This is a genomic window from Streptomyces sp. PA03-3a (assembly GCF_033792735.1).
Classification (GTDB): domain Bacteria; phylum Actinomycetota; class Actinomycetes; order Streptomycetales; family Streptomycetaceae; genus Actinacidiphila.
Window position 1 is genome coordinate 56,128 of sequence record NZ_JARAVM010000026.1, and the last position, 14,922, is coordinate 71,049.

Annotated in this window: 16 protein-coding genes and 1 tRNA gene; 7 read left to right on the forward strand and 10 right to left on the reverse strand. The window is 73.3% G+C overall.

The genetic code is table 11. The features are described from left to right. Positions 1-185: 185 nt before the first annotated feature. From PV342_RS28100 to PV342_RS28125, 6 genes are all read right to left on the reverse strand, one after another. Positions 186-1,397, reverse strand: coding sequence for an HD-GYP domain-containing protein (locus PV342_RS28100; RefSeq protein ID WP_018561560.1), 1,212 nt, complete (start codon positions 1,395-1,397; stop codon positions 186-188). Then, positions 1,394-2,695, reverse strand: a complete 1,302-nt coding sequence (locus PV342_RS28105; RefSeq protein WP_386994240.1) for an HD-GYP domain-containing protein — start codon at positions 2,693-2,695, stop codon at positions 1,394-1,396. Before PV342_RS28105 ends, PV342_RS28100 begins: the two co-directional genes overlap by 4 nt. A 120-nt stretch (positions 2,696-2,815) precedes the next feature. Continuing rightward, on the reverse strand, positions 2,816-3,136 hold the full coding sequence (gene rsrA, locus PV342_RS28110) for a mycothiol system anti-sigma-R factor (RefSeq protein WP_018561558.1): 321 nt from the start codon (positions 3,134-3,136) through the stop codon (positions 2,816-2,818). Next, the gene (locus tag PV342_RS28115) at positions 3,133-3,792 is read right to left on the reverse strand and encodes a sigma-70 family RNA polymerase sigma factor (protein WP_026251453.1); all 660 of its coding nucleotides are present in this window, start codon (positions 3,790-3,792) and stop codon (positions 3,133-3,135) included. Before PV342_RS28115 ends, rsrA begins: the two co-directional genes overlap by 4 nt. Before the next feature lie 232 nt (positions 3,793-4,024). Further along, positions 4,025-4,666: an alpha/beta hydrolase family protein gene (locus PV342_RS28120; protein ID WP_037732478.1), complete on the reverse strand. Its 642-nt coding sequence runs from the start codon at positions 4,664-4,666 to the stop codon at positions 4,025-4,027. A gap of 38 nt (positions 4,667-4,704) precedes the next feature. Beyond that, complete coding sequence (locus PV342_RS28125; protein WP_392610417.1) at positions 4,705-5,520, reverse strand: SOS response-associated peptidase; 816 nt, start codon at positions 5,518-5,520, stop codon at positions 4,705-4,707. A 54-nt stretch (positions 5,521-5,574) separates the two neighbouring features. Between PV342_RS28125 and PV342_RS28130 the strand changes: the two genes are divergently transcribed. The 4 genes from PV342_RS28130 to PV342_RS28145 all read left to right on the forward strand — a co-directional run bounded on the left by PV342_RS28130 (position 5,575) and on the right by PV342_RS28145 (position 9,097). Then, complete coding sequence (locus tag PV342_RS28130) at positions 5,575-6,270, forward strand: M50 family metallopeptidase (protein ID WP_329185801.1); 696 nt, start codon at positions 5,575-5,577, stop codon at positions 6,268-6,270. Positions 6,271-6,356: 86 nt separating this feature from the next. Continuing rightward, complete coding sequence (gene aroA / locus PV342_RS28135; protein WP_400798520.1) at positions 6,357-7,703, forward strand: 3-phosphoshikimate 1-carboxyvinyltransferase; 1,347 nt, start codon at positions 6,357-6,359, stop codon at positions 7,701-7,703. A 3-nt stretch (positions 7,704-7,706) separates the two neighbouring features. Continuing rightward, the gene (gene rsgA, locus PV342_RS28140) at positions 7,707-8,708 is read left to right on the forward strand and encodes a ribosome small subunit-dependent GTPase A (RefSeq protein ID WP_400798525.1); all 1,002 of its coding nucleotides are present in this window, start codon (positions 7,707-7,709) and stop codon (positions 8,706-8,708) included. A 65-nt stretch (positions 8,709-8,773) separates the two neighbouring features. Further along, on the forward strand, positions 8,774-9,097 hold the full coding sequence (locus PV342_RS28145) for a DMT family transporter (protein ID WP_018561551.1): 324 nt from the start codon (positions 8,774-8,776) through the stop codon (positions 9,095-9,097). Between the two features lie 67 nt (positions 9,098-9,164). Here PV342_RS28145 and PV342_RS28150 read toward each other — a convergent pair whose 3' ends face one another. Further along, the gene (locus PV342_RS28150) at positions 9,165-9,791 is read right to left on the reverse strand and encodes a TetR/AcrR family transcriptional regulator (RefSeq protein ID WP_500319099.1); all 627 of its coding nucleotides are present in this window, start codon (positions 9,789-9,791) and stop codon (positions 9,165-9,167) included. Between the two features lie 149 nt (positions 9,792-9,940). Between PV342_RS28150 and hisN the strand changes: the two genes are divergently transcribed. Further along, positions 9,941-10,738: a histidinol-phosphatase gene (hisN, locus tag PV342_RS28155; RefSeq protein ID WP_329185808.1), complete on the forward strand. Its 798-nt coding sequence runs from the start codon at positions 9,941-9,943 to the stop codon at positions 10,736-10,738. Between the two features lie 142 nt (positions 10,739-10,880). Continuing rightward, positions 10,881-11,273 carry a CBS domain-containing protein gene (locus PV342_RS28160; RefSeq protein WP_089224055.1) on the forward strand — a complete coding sequence of 131 codons (393 nt, stop codon included), beginning with the start codon at positions 10,881-10,883 and terminating at the stop codon, positions 11,271-11,273. A gap of 81 nt (positions 11,274-11,354) precedes the next feature. Here the strand turns inward: PV342_RS28160 and PV342_RS28165 are convergent, their stop codons facing one another. Then, positions 11,355-12,815 carry a catalase gene (locus PV342_RS28165; protein ID WP_386994037.1) on the reverse strand — a complete coding sequence of 487 codons (1,461 nt, stop codon included), beginning with the start codon at positions 12,813-12,815 and terminating at the stop codon, positions 11,355-11,357. A gap of 156 nt (positions 12,816-12,971) precedes the next feature. On the opposite strand from PV342_RS28165, the gene PV342_RS28170 reads away from it, so the two are divergent. Beyond that, complete coding sequence (locus PV342_RS28170) at positions 12,972-13,382, forward strand: Fur family transcriptional regulator (protein ID WP_329185812.1); 411 nt, start codon at positions 12,972-12,974, stop codon at positions 13,380-13,382. On the opposite strand, the gene PV342_RS28175 is transcribed toward PV342_RS28170, so the two are convergent. Then, positions 13,352-14,611 carry a HEAT repeat domain-containing protein gene (locus PV342_RS28175; RefSeq protein ID WP_500319100.1) on the reverse strand — a complete coding sequence of 420 codons (1,260 nt, stop codon included), beginning with the start codon at positions 14,609-14,611 and terminating at the stop codon, positions 13,352-13,354. The genes PV342_RS28170 and PV342_RS28175 overlap by 31 nt on opposite strands. Positions 14,612-14,816: 205 nt before the next feature. After that, positions 14,817-14,890: transfer RNA gene (locus PV342_RS28180), tRNA-Met, on the reverse strand. Positions 14,891-14,922 lie beyond the last annotated feature (32 nt).

The following is a 14,922-nucleotide window of genomic DNA, read 5'->3' on the forward strand; positions in this document are numbered from 1 at the left end:
TCCGTTCCCCCACGTCCCGTGCTCAGCGGTGCTCATCAGTCCTCCTTGCCATCGGCGGGGCCTGTCACACACGGCCGGGCTCGTCGGTTTGGCAGCATCGGCGCCATGGTGCGCCTCTTGAGTGCTCTGCGCCTCTGCGGGCATCCAACCATGCCCCTTGGTGCGCCCGCTCATTACCGGTGGGTTCACGCCCCGGCACGGGCAACGACCCTGGTCAGCGCCTCAACCACCCGAGGGTCGTATTCGTGCGCGGTATCGAGGCGTAACCGCTCCAGCGCCTGCAGCCCCCGGCCCACGGCCGTACCGCCCCCGGCCAGGTCCTCGTAGGCGTTGGCCGTACGCACGATGCGTCCCGCGAGCGGCTGGTCCCGGTACGGATCGGCCTGTCCCTCCACGATCCGCGCGACTTCCTCGGGGGCACCCGTCCGGCGTACGACCTCCGCCCCGAGCAGGGCGATGCGCCGGCGTTCCACCTGATCGAGGGACGAGGTGGCACCGCCGGGCACCGGGTCGACGAGGGAGAGCTGGCCGATGTCGTGCATCAGCGCGGCGTGCTCCAGGGCCGCCAGCGCCTTTCCGCCCAGGCCGAGTTCGCGGCCCATGGCGTGGCTGAGCGCGCTGACCCGGCGGGCGTGCCCCACCGGGGTGTAACCGGCGACCTCGGTGGCCCGGGCCAGCGAGGCGATGGTCTCCCGGTGGGTGGCCCGGATCGCCGCGTGCCGCCGGAAGGCCGTCTGGGTCAGCAGCAGCGGGACCCCGCACACGGGCAGCGCCCACAGTCCCGCCGCCTGCTCGGCCTGCGCCAGCACGACCCCGCCGGCGCACACGGCCGAGCCGACGCCCGGCAGGACGGCCAGTTCGTCGCGCAGGACCGAGGCGAAGGGATGCCCGGTGCGGGCGGTGCCCAGCACGGCGGCCAGTACCGCGTCGCAGAGGATCGTGCTGGCCAGCAGCAGGACGGCGTACCCCGGATGGCCGCCGCTGCCGCCGTACAGCGGCTGCGCGGTGGCGGCGGCGAACGCCACCGTCAGCACGCGCCGCGCCGCCGCGTCGCGGGGTGCTCCCCTCAGCTGCCCGGCGACCACCGCTGCGGCCGAGACCGCCACCACGACCGCCACCGCCTCGGCCGCGAGCAGCGCGTACGCCAGGGCCCCGGCGAAGGCGACGGGGGCGGCCTCCCGGCCCTCGGGTTCCGGGATCCGGAAGGCCTCGCCGACGACGACCAGCGCCCCGAAGGCGGCGGCCGCCGCGGGATCGGCGACACCGTGCACCGCCGTCCACGCCGTCGCGGCGCCGCCCACGGCGAGCGCGAGCCCGTGGACGGCGAAGACGACGGAGGGCGTGCGTCTGCGGTGACGCCGGTGGTCCCCGCCGCCGCGGCGTCCGGGGGCGCTCACGGGCGCGGCTCGGGGGTGGGGCGCGCGGCGGCCTCGCGGCGGGCGTGGCGCCTGGCCTGGGCGGGGGCGAAGGGTTCGGGCTCGTCGGCGGTGACCGCCGGGTTCCAGCCCTCGCGGCGCACGGCGCGGATCAGGGCCTGCACCATGAGCGGGTCGAAGTGGCTGCCGGCGCAGCGGCGCAGCTCCCCCAGCGCGTCGTCGACACCGCGGGTGGCCTGGTAGGCGCGGGTGGAGGTCATCGCGTCGAAGGCGTCCGCCACGGCCACCAGCCGCGCGGAGGACGGGATGGCCTCGCCCGCCAGGCCGTACGGGTAGCCGGATCCGTCGAGGCGTTCGTGGTGGTGGAGGATCGCGGTGCGGGCGTCGTCGAGGAAGGCGATGCCGCGCACCATCTCGTGGCCGTAGCCGGGGTGCAGCTCGATGATCCGCCGTTCCTCGGGGGTGAGCGGGCTGTCCTTGCGCAGCACGCGGGTGGGCACCCCGAGCTTGCCGATGTCGTGCAGGATGCCGGCCAGCCGCAGGGCCTCCACCCGCTCGGGCGGCAGTCCGATCTCGCGCGCGATCAGTGCCGACGCCCGCCCGACGCGCTCGCTGTGGCCCCGGGTGTAGCGGTCCTTGATCTCCACGGCCTGCACCAGCGCCCGGACCGTCGCCTGGTGCGCGGCCCGTTCGCGGCGGGCCTGGCCCACGACCCAGCGCGCGATGTGCGTCGGCAGGAGGGCGAGGACCGCGGCCACCGCCCCGTACGGGCCCTGCCAGAGCACCGCGGCCATGAGCCCCACCAGGCCGTAGGTCAGGTGGGGGGCGAGCGGTTCCAGCAGCGCCTCGCGCCAGGCCGCCGGCGGGGCGGTGCGTTCGGCGGTGATCAGCACGCCGGCGGTGAGCGCGGCGGAGAACAGGCAGAAGGCGAGGACGGCCGCGAGCGCGGGCACCAGCAGTCCGGGCAGCCGCGTGAAGGGGCCGTCCCCGAAGGCGGTGCGCACCTGGGCCGCGGCGGCCGTCGCCAGGGCGAGCTGCGCGGCGTGCCAGACGCGGCGCACCGTCCGCGGCTCGCCCCGGACGGGCGCGAGCAGGCCGCCGGGCACGGCGACGAGTGCGGCCGCGCCCGGGGGAAGCAGGAGCGCGGCCGCGAAGAGCACCGGGGGCAGTGCCGCCCCCGTGCGTTCCCCCGCCGCGTAGAGCGCCGCCAGCACGGCGGCGGTCGCCCAGGGGGTGCCCTCGTGGGGGCCGGTGACGAGGGCGCCGCAGGCCGACACGACGACGACCGGGATGTAGACCCGCGCCGCCGCGGGGAGCATCCGGACCGCCCGCTTCGCACGCACCCCACCGAGGCTAGGGGCGCGGCCGCCGCCCGGTGGGCGAGCGGCCGCGATTCCCGCCTTCGGGTGATCCCGGGTGACCTGCCGGCGCCGTGCGCGTCAGACGGTCGGCGAACCGGTCGGCGCGCTGCCGCCGTCGGCCGGCTCCGGTACCGGCGCCACCTCGCCGGCGCGGATCAGCTCGATCCGCGTGAGCACCTTGGAGCGCAGGTCCGTGGGCACGTCGTCGTGCCCGCAGCAGCGCTTGACCAGCTTCTTGACGGCCTGCTCGAGGCCGTACTTCTCCAAGCAGGGGTGGCACTCGTCGAAGTGCTGCTTGAACTTGGCGCAGGCGTCGTCGGACATCTCGTTGTCCAGGTACTCGTAAAGGTGTTCGAGTACCTCGGAGCAGTCCGTCTCATGCGGGTTGCCGCAGCTCATGTGCCCGAGCCCTTCTCGTCTCCCGCGCCCGCCGGGACGAGCCCGCGCTCCCGCGCGTAGTCCTCCAGCAGCGAACGCAGCTGCCGCCGCCCACGGTGCAGACGGGACATCACCGTACCGATGGGGGTTCCCATGATGTCGGCGATCTCCTTGTAGGCAAAGCCCTCGACGTCGGCAAGATAGACCGCGATCCGGAACTCCTCCGGGATCGCCTGCAGAGCCTGCTTCACGTCCGAGTCGGGCAGGTGGTCCAGGGCCTGGGACTCGGCGGAGCGCAGGCCCGTGGACATGTGCGACTCGGCGCGTGCCAGCTGCCAGTCCTCGATCTCCTCCGTGCCGCTGCGCTGGGGCTCGCGCTGCTTCTTGCGGTAGGAGTTGATGAAGCTGTTGGTGAGGATGCGGTACAGCCACGCCTTCAGGTTGGTGCCCTCACGGAACTGGTGGAACGACGCGTACGCCTTCGCGTACGTCTCCTGCACCAGGTCCTCGGCATCGGCCGGGTTGCGGGTCATGCGCAGCGCCGCCGAGTACATCTGGTCCAGGTACTCCAGGGCGTCCCGCTCGAAGCGCGCGCTGCGCTCGACGTCGGACTCCGGAGTCACCTGCACCTCAGGCACCTCGGACGGGCTGTCGTCGTTGCCGCTGACCGGACCCACCTCCTCCACGACGGTCACGGGGCCGTAAGCGGACCCCACGCCATCGGAGGATATCCCGGTCGGGATCGGCGCGCTGTTCCTGTTCGCCCCGCCCGTCGACGGCCACTCCGGCCACGACAGGTACGGTGCCTCGGCACGCGCGCGGCACTCGGCTCTGACCATCCGGCTGCCTTCCTCACTGTGCGTACGTTCTTTCGTGCGGACGCCTGGCACAACACGGGCCGCGCACCGCTCATTCCCGAAGCGGGGGCAGTTCCTCCAGCCAGCCCAGCACCGCGTCGGTGATGACGCTCAGTGCTCCTTCCTGGGTGAGGTCCGCCGACTTCGGGACCGCGAACCCGTGGTCGCCGAAGGGCACCCCGACCGGCTCGTACCCCTCGGGGAACTCCTCGGGGCGGCCGAAGGGGTCGCGCCCGCCCTGGACGACCAGCAGGTGCACGCCCTTGAGCGACGCCCCGAAGAGCTCGTCCGCGCGGGATTTCTCCGGCTTCCCCGGCGGATGCAGCGGGAAGGACAGCGCCAGCACCGCCACCGCGCCCAGTTCCGCCGCCGTACGGCAGGCCACCCGGGCGCCCGCGCTGCGGCCGCCCGCGACCACCGGCAGACCGGGCCGCGCGAGCGCCGGCCACAGCGCCGTCCACGCGGTGTCCAGGGTCTTCGGCGCGGGCGCCAGCTTCCTGCCCGCCACCCGCCAGGGCTGCTCCACCAGCGCGACCGTCCAGCCGTGCGGCGGCAGTGCCGCGGCCAGGGCCCGCAGGTCGCGTGCTTCGACGCCGCCTCCCGCGCCATGGCCCAGCGCCACCACGGCGCGGGGCCGACGGGCCCGGTGCCAGGTGACGCGGGCGTCCCCGACGGGCGTCGGCACGGTCTCCATGATCTCGCTCACAGCGGCCAGTCTGACACCGCGGGCGGTCAGAACAGCGTCGCCTCCTCGGGCGCCTCGATCGGCTCGACCAGCTCCGGCCCGTTGTTGCGGACGTTGCTCACCTCGGTGCGCACGGGGTGCACGCGCAGCAGGCCGGCCGCCGGCGGCGCGAGCAGCCCGCGCAGGTCCTCGACGTCGGTGCGCGTGGGGTCGAGCCAGTCGCCCCAGTGGTCCGGGGTGATCCACAGCGGCATGCGCGGGTGGATCTCGGCCAGGGAGCGCGGGCCGCCGGGGTGCTCGTCGGCGTCGGCGAAGGGCTCGCCCCAGGCCTCCGTGGTGATGACGGTGCAGGTGACCCACCAGGCGCGCGGGTGCTCGTCGGGCAGGGTGCGGTCGCGCCAGAACTCGTACAGCCCGGCCATCGCGAAGACCGAGCCGTCGACGGGGGTGACGAAGTACGGCTGCTTGCGGGTCCGCTTCTTCTTCCCCTGCTCCTCCAGCTGCCGCTCGTCCCTGCCGGTGACCCACTCGAAGTAGCCGTCGGCGGGCAGCAGGCAGCGGCGCGAGGCGAAGGGTCGGCGGTAGGAGGCCTTCTCGTGGACGGTCTCGGCCCGCGCGTTGATCATCTTGACGCCGACGTCGGGCGTCTTCGCCCAGCTCGGCACCAGCCCCCAGCGCAGGGCGCGCAACTGGCGGACGATCTCGCCCGTCTCCTTGTCCGGCCGTTCCAGCACCGCGTAGGTGGTGTCGGTGGGCGCGACATTCCAGTTGGCGTCCAGCGCCTCCGTGGGATCCCATTTCTGCACGTCGAACACCTCGACGAGCTCCTCGGGCCTCCGACTCGCTGCATATCGACCGCACATGAGTGCCAGATTGCCACGGCGCGGACACGGCCGGACATCGTATGGTGCGGAACCGTGCAGCTCATCGACTCGATCCTCGGCACCCAGCCCGCGCCCTCGTCCTGGCTGGTGGGCGTCACCGCGGCCGTCGCCTTGGCCGCGGTCCTGCCGCACGCTCTGTGGCGGCTGTCCCGCAACGCGATCACGATCGCCCACGAAGGAGGACACGGCCTGGTCGCCCTGCTGTCGGGCCGCCGCCTGCAGGGCATCCGGCTCCACTCGGACACCTCGGGCCTGACCGTCTCCCGGGGCAAGCCGTACGGCCTCGGCATGATCCTCACCGCGGCGGCCGGGTACACCGCCCCGTCCCTGCTGGGCCTCGGCGGGGCCCTGCTTCTCGCGGCGGGCCACATCACGGCGCTGCTGTGGGGGGCGACGGCCCTGCTGCTGGTGATGCTGGTGATGATCAGGAACGCGTACGGGGTGCTGACGGTGTTCCTGACCGGCGGCCTCTTCCTGCTGGTGTCCTGGCTGACCGAGCCCGCCGTCCAGGCGGCGTTCGCCTACCTCGTGGTCTGGTTCCTGCTGTTCGGGGGTGTGCGGCCGGTGCTGGAACTCCAGCGCAAGCGGCACGGCGGTGCGGCTCCGGGCTCGGACGCCGACCAGCTGGCCCGGCTGACCCACACCCCGGCGGCACTGTGGATGGTGCTGTTCTACGCGGTGGCGCTGCTGTCGCTGTTCGGCGGCGGCCGCTGGCTGGTGGGGCTGTAGCCCTTGCGGGCGGGTTACTGTTTCCTTGAGGTTTCGTCCGCTTTGTGAGCGATTCGCCTTCTCCTTGAGCCACTACGCTTGGGGGCATGACCGGTAACCCCGCGCACACCGCCCTGTGGCCCGCGCCGCTCGCGTCCGCCCCCGTCCACGCGACGGTCACCGTGCCCGGATCGAAGTCGGTCACCAATCGCGCCCTGGTGCTCGCGGCGCTCGCCTCCGAGCCGGGCTGGCTGCGCCGTCCGCTGCGCAGTCGCGACACCGTGCTGATGGCCGACGCGCTGCGCGCCATGGGCGTGCAGATCGACGAGGTCGTCAACCCCTACGGCGGCGAGGCCTGGCGGGTCATCCCGGCGGGGCTGCACGGGCCGGCCACGGTCGACGTCGGCAACGCCGGCACGGTGATGCGGTTCCTGCCGCCGGTCGCCGCGCTCGCCGACGGCCCGGTGCACTTCGACGGCGACCCCCGCAGCCACGAGCGCCCGCTGGGCGGGGTCATCGACGCGCTGCGCACCCTGGGCGCCCGCATCGACGACGAGGGCCGCGGCGCGCTTCCGCTGACCGTGCACGGCGGTGGGGCGCTGGACGGCGGTCAGGTGTCGGTCGACGCGTCCTCCTCCTCCCAGTTCGTCAGCGCCCTGCTGCTGTCCGGCCCCCGCTTCAACCAGGGCGTCGAGGTACGGCACACCGGCCCGACGCTGCCGTCGCTGCCGCACATCAGGATGACGGTGGAGATGCTGAGGCATGCCGGCGCCAAGGTCGACACCCCGGAGAACGGCGGCGAGGCGAACGTGTGGCGGGTCGACTCCGGCGCGCTGCTCGGCGTCGACCTCACCGTCGAGCCGGACCTCTCCAACGCCCAGCCCTTCCTCGCCGCCGCGCTGGTCACCGGCGGCCGCGTGGTCATCCCCGACTGGCCGCACCGCACCACCCAGCCCGGTGACGCACTGCGCGAGTTGTTCACCCGCATGGGCGGTTCCTGCGAGCTGACGGACACGGGCCTGGTCTTCACCGGCTCCGGCCGCATCCACGGCATCGACGCCGACCTGTCGGAGGTCGGCGAACTCACCCCCGGCATCGCGGCGGTCGCCGCGCTCGCCGACTCCGAGTCCGTGCTGCGCGGTGTGGGTCACCTGCGGCTGCACGAGACCGACCGGCTGGCCGCGCTGAGCAAGGAGATCAACGAACTCGGCGGCGACGTGACCGAGACCGAGGACGGACTGCGCATCCGGCCGCGGACGCTGCGCGGCGGCGTCTTCCACACCTACGACGACCACCGGCTGGCCACCGCGGGCGCCGTCCTGGGCCTGGCCGTCGACGGCGTCCGGGTCGAGAACGTCGCGACCACCGGCAAGACGCTCCCCGACTTCCCCGAGATGTGGACGGCCATGCTGGGTGCCGCACCGGCGGCCCCCGCGTCCCCGGTCCGGGCCTGAACCATGCGGCGCTACGGCAAGCACACCGACGAGGACGACGTCCGGGTCCGCCCGAACCGCAAGGGGAACCGTCCCCGCACCAGCATCCGGCCCAAGCACGAGGACGCCGAGGAGGGCTTCGTCCTCACCGTCGACCGGGGCCGCGTCACCTGCCTCGTCGAGGACCGCACGATCACCGCGATGAAGGCCCGTGAGCTGGGCCGCAAGGGGATCGTGGTCGGCGACCGGGTGGGCATCGTCGGCGACCTGACCGGCGAGAAGGACACCCTCGCGCGGATCGTGCGCGTCGAGGAGCGCAGCTCGGTGCTGCGCCGCACCGCCGACGACACCGATCCCTACGAGCGGGTGGTCGTCGCCAACGCGGACCGCCTCGCCATCGTGACCGCCCTCGCCGACCCCGAGCCGCGGCCCAGGCTCATCGACCGCTGCCTGGTGGCCGCCTACGACGCCGGGCTCGAACCGCTCCTGGTGCTCACCAAGTCCGACCTCGCGTCCGCCAAACCCCTGCTGGAGACGTACGCCCCGCTGGGCGTCCCCTATGTGGTGACCAGTCACGAGAACTTCGACGCCGAGGCGACGGAGGCCGTGCGCGAGCACCTCAAGGGCCGCGTCACCGCCTTCGTCGGGCACAGCGGCGTCGGGAAGACCACCCTGGTCAACGCACTGGTGGAGCGGCAGCGCGCGACCGGCCACGTCAACGCGGTGACCGGCCGCGGCCGGCACACCACGACCTCCGCACTGGCGCTGCCGCTGCCGGCCGACGAGGGGTGGGTCATTGACACCCCCGGCGTGCGTTCCTTCGGCCTGGCCCACATCGACCCGTCCCGGGTCATCCACGCCTTCCCCGACCTCGAGCCCGGCACGGCGGACTGCCCGCGCGCCTGCAGCCACGACGAACCCGACTGCGCGCTGGACGCCTGGGTGGCCGACGGACACGCCGAACCCGCCCGGCTGTTCTCGCTGCGGCGCCTGCTCGCGACGCGTGAGCGCAAGGAAGGGGACTGAGGAGCCATTTCCGGGCATGCTGTGTGATGATCGCTCATCGACAGACGGAAACGGGAGGGCGCTCGATGGCCTGGCTCCTCGTGGTGGTCGCCGGACTCCTCGAAACCGGCTTCGCGGTCTGCCTCAAACTCTCCCACGGGTTCACCCGCCTGTGGCCGACCATCGCGTTCTGCGCCTTCGCGCTCGGCAGTTTCGGCCTGCTCACGCTCGCCCTGAAGAAGCTCGACGTCGGGGCCGCGTACGCGGTGTGGACGGGCATCGGGGCGTCCGGGACGGCGATCTACGGCATGGCCTTCCTCGGTGACGTCGTCTCGACCCTGAAGCTGATCTCCATCGGCCTGGTCGTCATGGGCGTCATCGGACTCCAACTCTCCGGCTCCACCCACTGATCCATCAACCACGTACCCTCGCCGGCCCGCCCCCGTGCCGGTTCGCGCCCGTGCCGGTTCGCGCCCGTCACCAGCCGCGCTGGAGGAGTCCCCGGACCAGCCGGGCGACCCGCCGGCACACCTCCTCGTCGGAGGCCGCGGGGGCGAGGACGTAGGAGACGGTGACGCGCACCGCGGTCCCGCAGGCCCAGTCGGCCTCGGCCTGGTCCAGTTTGGGGAAGCGCCGCCCCAGCACGGTCACGGCGCGCGCCCGGAACGCGTCGAGGAGCTCGGCCGGAGCGATCGGGGTGTCGTCCTTGCGCGGTCGCCGACCCGGCAGCCGCGGCACCGGCACCGGCACGACGGCCGCCGCCGGCACCCGGTCCCCGCGGCAGCCGGTGAGCACCGCGCGCACCAGCGGGCTGCGGCGGGCGCTGTGCAGGGTCCAGGCGGTCGCCGCGGCGAAGCAGTCGCCGGCGTCGGCGCCCTGCCGCCCGGCGGTGTCCAGGGCGCGTTCCACGCCCGCCAGGAACGCCTCGGCCTCCCGCCGCGCCAGGGCCCGCGCGAGCCCCTCCTTGGTGCCGAACTCGTTGTAGAGGGTCTGCCGCGACACCCCGGCGGTGGTCGCGACGTCCACCATCCTGACCGTCGCCCACGACCGGGCGCCCAGTGCGGACAGCGCGGCGTCCAGGAGCGATTCACGCGCTGTCGGCACGGTCGCCTCCAAGGTCTCGAGCGGTCTCGAGCGGTACCGAGCGGCCTCAGGGAGCTGTGGGGCCAGAATTGACGCGCCGTCGGCCGGTGTCAACCCTCCCCGCGCTCCCTGCGTGACCTCGACCTCCCACGATCGATACTGTTCGCTTCATGCCGGACTTCAACGACGATCTGCGCCTCGCGCACATCCTTGCCGACGCCGCCGACGCCGCCACCATGGAGCGCTTCAAGTCCCTGGACCTCAAGGTCGAGACCAAGCCCGACATGACGCCGGTCAGCGAGGCGGACAAGCGCGCCGAGGAGCTGATCCGCAGTCAGCTCGGCCGGGCCAGGCCGCGCGACGCCGTGCTCGGCGAGGAGTACGGCACGGAGGGCAGCGGCCCGCGGCGCTGGATCGTCGACCCGATCGACGGCACCAAGAACTACGTCCGCGGGGTGCCCGTGTGGGCCACCCTGATCGCCCTGATGGTGCGCGGGGAGCGGGGCGACGAGGGCGTGGTCGGCCTGGTGTCCGCGCCCGCCCTGGGGCGCCGCTGGTGGGCGGTGAAGGACGGCGGGGCCTACACCGGTCGCAGCCTGGCCTCCGCCACGCGGCTGCGGGTGTCGCAGGTGAGCCGGCTGGCGGACGCCTCGTTCGCGTACTCCTCGCTCAGCGGCTGGGAGGAGCAGGGCCGCCTGGACGGCTTCCTCGACCTGACCCGGTCCTGCTGGCGGACGCGCGCCTACGGTGACTTCTGGCCGTACATGATGGTCGCCGAGGGCGCGGTGGACATCTGCGCCGAGCCCGAACTGAGCCTGTGGGACATGGCGGCGAACGAGGTGATCGTGCGCGAGGCCGGCGGGCGCTTCACCAGCCTGGACGGGACGCCGGGCCCGTACGGCGGGAACGCGGCGGCGTCCAACGGGCTGCTGCACGAGGAGACGCTCGCCTTCCTGAACCGCCCGTAACCGACCGCCCCCTCACACTACCGATCACACTCCGCACGCCCCTTGCTGCGGACCGCGGCGCATGTGAACATGAGAATGCGTGAGCTTGTGCATTTGTGAAACTGTTCTCAAGACGGCCACGACGCAGCCCGAGGGGTATCCCATGCTCGTACGCGACGCCATGAGCACGGTCGTTCTCACGGTCGGTCCCGCCCACACCCTCCGCCAGGCCGCCCGGCTGATGTCCGCCCGACGGGTGGGCGCGGCGGTGGTACTCGATCCCGACACCTGCGGTCTCGGCATCCTGACCGAGCGCGACATCCTCAACGCCATCGGCGCGGGGCTCGACCCCGACCACGAACTCGCCGCCGCCCACACCACGACCGACGTGGTCTTCGCCGCGCCCCGGTGGACCCTCGAAGAGGCCGCCGCCGCAATGGTGCGCGGCGGCTTCCGGCACCTGGTGGTGCTGGACGACCGCAACCCGGTCGGCATGGTCTCCGTACGTGACATCGTGCGCTGCTGGCAGCCCGCGCACGCGGCCCTCACCGGCTGACGGCCGGGCCGGACGTGGATCGGAGGGGGCCGGGTGCCTGGACGCACCCGGCCCCCTCCGGGCCTGTGGGACGGACGCCGGTCAGCCGCGCAGGGCCTGGACGGCGGCCTCCAGCCGCTTGCCGAAGTCCTCGTCGGCACGGCGGAAGTTGGCGATCGCGCGCTCGGCGATGTCGTCGCGCGACACCTTGGCGATGAAGCCGGAGAGGTTGGCGACCAGGCGCTCCCTCTCCTCCTCCGACATCAGCCGGTAGAGGTCGCCGGCCTGCGCGAAGTCGTCGTCCTCGGCGTGCGAGGGCGCCTCGTGGTTGCCGGTGTACCCGGTGACCGCGGTGGCCGACCACAGGGGGCGGCCGGTCTGCGCCGGGCCGCCGAAGCTGTTCGGCTCGTAGTTCCTGGCACCGCCGTGGCGGCCGTCGTACAGCGCGCCGTCGCGGCCGTGGGTGCGCGCCTCGGTCGCGTGCGGGCGGTTCACCGGCAGGTGGTCGGCGTTGATGCCCACGCGGTAGCGGTGGGCGTCGCCGTAGGCGAAGAGCCGGCCCTGCAGCATCTTGTCCGGGGACGGGCCGATCCCGGGCACGAAGTGCGCCGGGGAGAAGATCGACTGCTCGACCTCGGCGAAGACGTTCTGCGGGTTGCGGTTGAGCTCCAGCCTGCCGATCTCGATCGGCGGATAGTCCTCGTGCGGCCACACCTTGGTGAGGTCGAACGGGTTGAAGCGGTAGCCCGCCGCTTCGGCCGCGGGCATGATCTGCACCTGCACGGTCCAACTGGGGAACTCGCCGCGCTCGATGGCCTCGCGCAGGTCGCGCTGGTGGGAGTCGGGGTCCTCACCGGCGATCCGGTTGGCCTCGCCCTGGGTGAGGTTCCTGATGCCCTGGTCCGTCTTGAAGTGGTACTTGACCCAGAAGACCTCGTCCGCCTCGTTGGTCCACTGATAGGTGTGCGAGCCGTAGCCGTTCATGTGGCGGTAGCTCGCGGGGATGCCGCGGTCGCCGAACAGCCAGGTCACCTGGTGCGTCGACTCCGGTGACAGGCTCCAGAAGTCCCAGACGTTGTCCGCCTCCTGGGAGCCGGTGTACGGGTCGCGCTTCTGGGTGTGGATGAAGTCGGGGAACTTGACGGCGTCCTTGATGAAGAACACCGGGGTGTTGTTGCCGACGAGGTCGTAGTTGCCCTCCTCGGTGTAGAACTTCAGCGCGAAGCCCCGGGGGTCGCGCACCGCGTCCGGCGCGCCCAGGTTGCCCGCGACGGTGGAGAAGCGCAGGAAGGTCTCCGTCTGCTTGCCGACCTCGGAGAGGAACTTCGCCCGCGTGTACCTCGTCACGTCCGCGGTCACGGTGAAGGTGCCGTAGGCGCCGGCGCCGCGTGCGTGCACCACGCGCTCCGGGATGCGCTCGCGGTTGAAGCGGGCGAGCTTCTCCAGCAACTGCTGGTCCTGGACCAGGACCGGCCCTCCCAGGCCCGCGGTCTCGCTGTTCTGGTTGTCCGCGACCGGGGCGCCCGCCTCCGTGGTCAGCGGGCCGGTCTCCTGAACCGTCACGTGCCTCTCCCTGGGTTGGTGCTGTGCCGTGGCTTTCGCCGGAAGCGATCCTACGATAGACAGAGTCCAAGTCAAGAAGAGCCCCAAACTCATACCCGGTCGGAACACGGACTGTCACTGTTAAGCTGTTCGCATCCCACTGATAGGTGAACTGGAATGAGTGACCTGCTGGAACGACTGCGCGGCCGCGGGTGGCGCATGACCGCGCAGCGGCGCGTCGTGGCCGAGGTCCTGGACGGAGACCACGTCCACCTGACCGCCGACGAGGTGCACGCGCGGGCGGCGGCCCGGCTGCCCGAGATCTCCCGCGCGACCGTCTACAACACCCTGGGTGAACTGGTGTCGCTCGGTGAGGTCATAGAGGTCGCCACCGACGGCCGCGCCAAGCGCTACGACCCCAACGCCCACCGGCCGCACCAGCACCTGGTGTGCTCCGGCTGCGGCACCATCCGGGACGTCCACCCGCACGGCGACCCGATGGCGGACCTCCCCGACGCGGAACGCTTTGGCTTCACCGTCTCCCAGGTGGAGGTCACCTACCGGGGCCTGTGCCCCGCCTGCGCCTGACGCTGGGCCGCCCGCCGCACGCGTTCCGCGGCCTTGCGCACCGCCGGCTCCGGACGGGTGCGCCCCACCCACACCGTCTCCACCGGCACCTGTCCCGCCACCTTGGAGAGCGCCTCGAAGGCCTCCCTGGCCACCCCGGGGTCCGGGTCCACGGCCAGCGACGCCAACTGCCGCACCAGCCCCTCCCGCGGGACGAGCCGGCCCGCCGCGCGCACCGCGGCCCGGCGCACCACCGGCGGCCACGGGGCGCGCACCTCGCGCGCCAGCCGCAGCACCAGTGGTCCGTCCGAGGCGTCCCCGCACTCCCCCAGCCCCGTCACCAGCCCGGCCACCAGCCGCGGCGGGCTCTGCGGGCCGCAGCGCAGCAGCTGCCTGCGGTACGCCAGGGCCGGGGGCTCGCCCCTGCTGTACAGCCGCCAGCGGGCCTGGGCGCGGACGATCCGCGCCGGGTCGGCCAGCGGCGCCGTCAGCCGGGCCGCGGGCACGTCGTCCGGCAGCGCCGCGACCGCCAGCTCCCGCACGGCCGCCGAACGGGCCCACAGCAGGCGCCCCGCCTGGTCCGGGTCCATCTGCAGCAGCCGCTCGGCGCACAGCCTGCGGCAGACCTGGTCCGGGTCGCGCAGTGCCGTGCGCACCAGGTCGCCGCGGACGAACTCCCCCAGCTGCAACGCCAGCTCGACCCCGAACCGCCGGGTCAGCGGGTCCGCGTCGGCCGCCAGCGCACGCACCGCACGCCGGGCCTCGGGGGCCGCCAGCACCCCGCGGTACGCCTCCGGGGTGTGCGCGGCGCGGCTCCGTCCGCGCAGCCTCAGCAGCAGCCGTACGGCCGCGGCGGCCTCGTCCGGGGCGGTACGGCGCAGCAGCGCCGCCAGGGCCGGGTCGCGGACCTGGTCCACCCAGTCCGCCGTGCGCAGCGCGAGGGCCGACGCCACCAGCGGCCCGCCGTGCACCGCCAGCTCCTCCACGGCTGCCTGGCGGGTCCGCCCGTCCCGGTCCATCGCGGCCAGCAGCAACCGCAGCGGCTCGCTGTCGCCGGGCGCCGGTGGTGCGGCGTCCTGCAGCCGCGCGGCACGGTCCAGCAGCACCCACAACCGCGGCGGCGCCGCGGCCAGCGCCTTCAGCGCCGCCGCGCGGTCGTAGGCGGCGTCCTCGTCATCCGCGGCGCCACGCAGCTCACGGAGCAGTTCCTCCACGTCCGCGGCCGCGCACAGTCGACCCCACCGCGTCACATCCCTGAGTTCCGTCGGCCGCCGCTTACGCCGCCTGCGAAGCACCCCGCCTCCTCGCGCCGCCTGAGGGCCTGCCCTCAGGATCGCGCGCCGGCGCCGGCCGGCCCAGGACCGTCGGCACCCTTTTGCCCGAACCATGCCTTGGCTGTACCGAACGCATAAGAGAAGGGCCCGGAAGCCATGGCTTCCGGGCCCTTCTCTTCAGTAGCGGGGACAGGATTTGAACCTGCGACCTCTGGGTTATGAGCCCAGCGAGCTACCGAGCTGCTCCACCCCGCGTCGTTGTGCCCTAAGACTAACCTCCCTGGGCT

What these genes read in the sequence shown, in the direction of transcription:
- PV342_RS28125 (WP_392610417.1), bottom strand. Translation starts at nt 5,520, where the DNA reads ATGTGCGGTCGATATGCAGCGAGTCGGAGGCCCGAGGAGCTCGTCGAG.
- PV342_RS28170 (WP_329185812.1), top strand. Translation starts at nt 12,972, where the DNA reads ATGAGTGACCTGCTGGAACGACTGCGCGGCCGCGGGTGGCGCATGACC.
- PV342_RS28120 (WP_037732478.1), bottom strand. Translation starts at nt 4,666, where the DNA reads ATGGAGACCGTGCCGACGCCCGTCGGGGACGCCCGCGTCACCTGGCAC.
- PV342_RS28160 (WP_089224055.1), top strand. Translation starts at nt 10,881, where the DNA reads ATGCTCGTACGCGACGCCATGAGCACGGTCGTTCTCACGGTCGGTCCC.
- PV342_RS28145 (WP_018561551.1), top strand. Translation starts at nt 8,774, where the DNA reads ATGGCCTGGCTCCTCGTGGTGGTCGCCGGACTCCTCGAAACCGGCTTC.
- hisN (WP_329185808.1), top strand. Translation starts at nt 9,941, where the DNA reads ATGCCGGACTTCAACGACGATCTGCGCCTCGCGCACATCCTTGCCGAC.
- rsrA (WP_018561558.1), bottom strand. Translation starts at nt 3,136, where the DNA reads ATGAGCTGCGGCAACCCGCATGAGACGGACTGCTCCGAGGTACTCGAA.
- aroA (WP_400798520.1), top strand. Translation starts at nt 6,357, where the DNA reads ATGACCGGTAACCCCGCGCACACCGCCCTGTGGCCCGCGCCGCTCGCG.
- PV342_RS28105 (WP_386994240.1), bottom strand. Translation starts at nt 2,695, where the DNA reads ATGCTCCCCGCGGCGGCGCGGGTCTACATCCCGGTCGTCGTCGTGTCG.
- rsgA (WP_400798525.1), top strand. Translation starts at nt 7,707, where the DNA reads ATGCGGCGCTACGGCAAGCACACCGACGAGGACGACGTCCGGGTCCGC.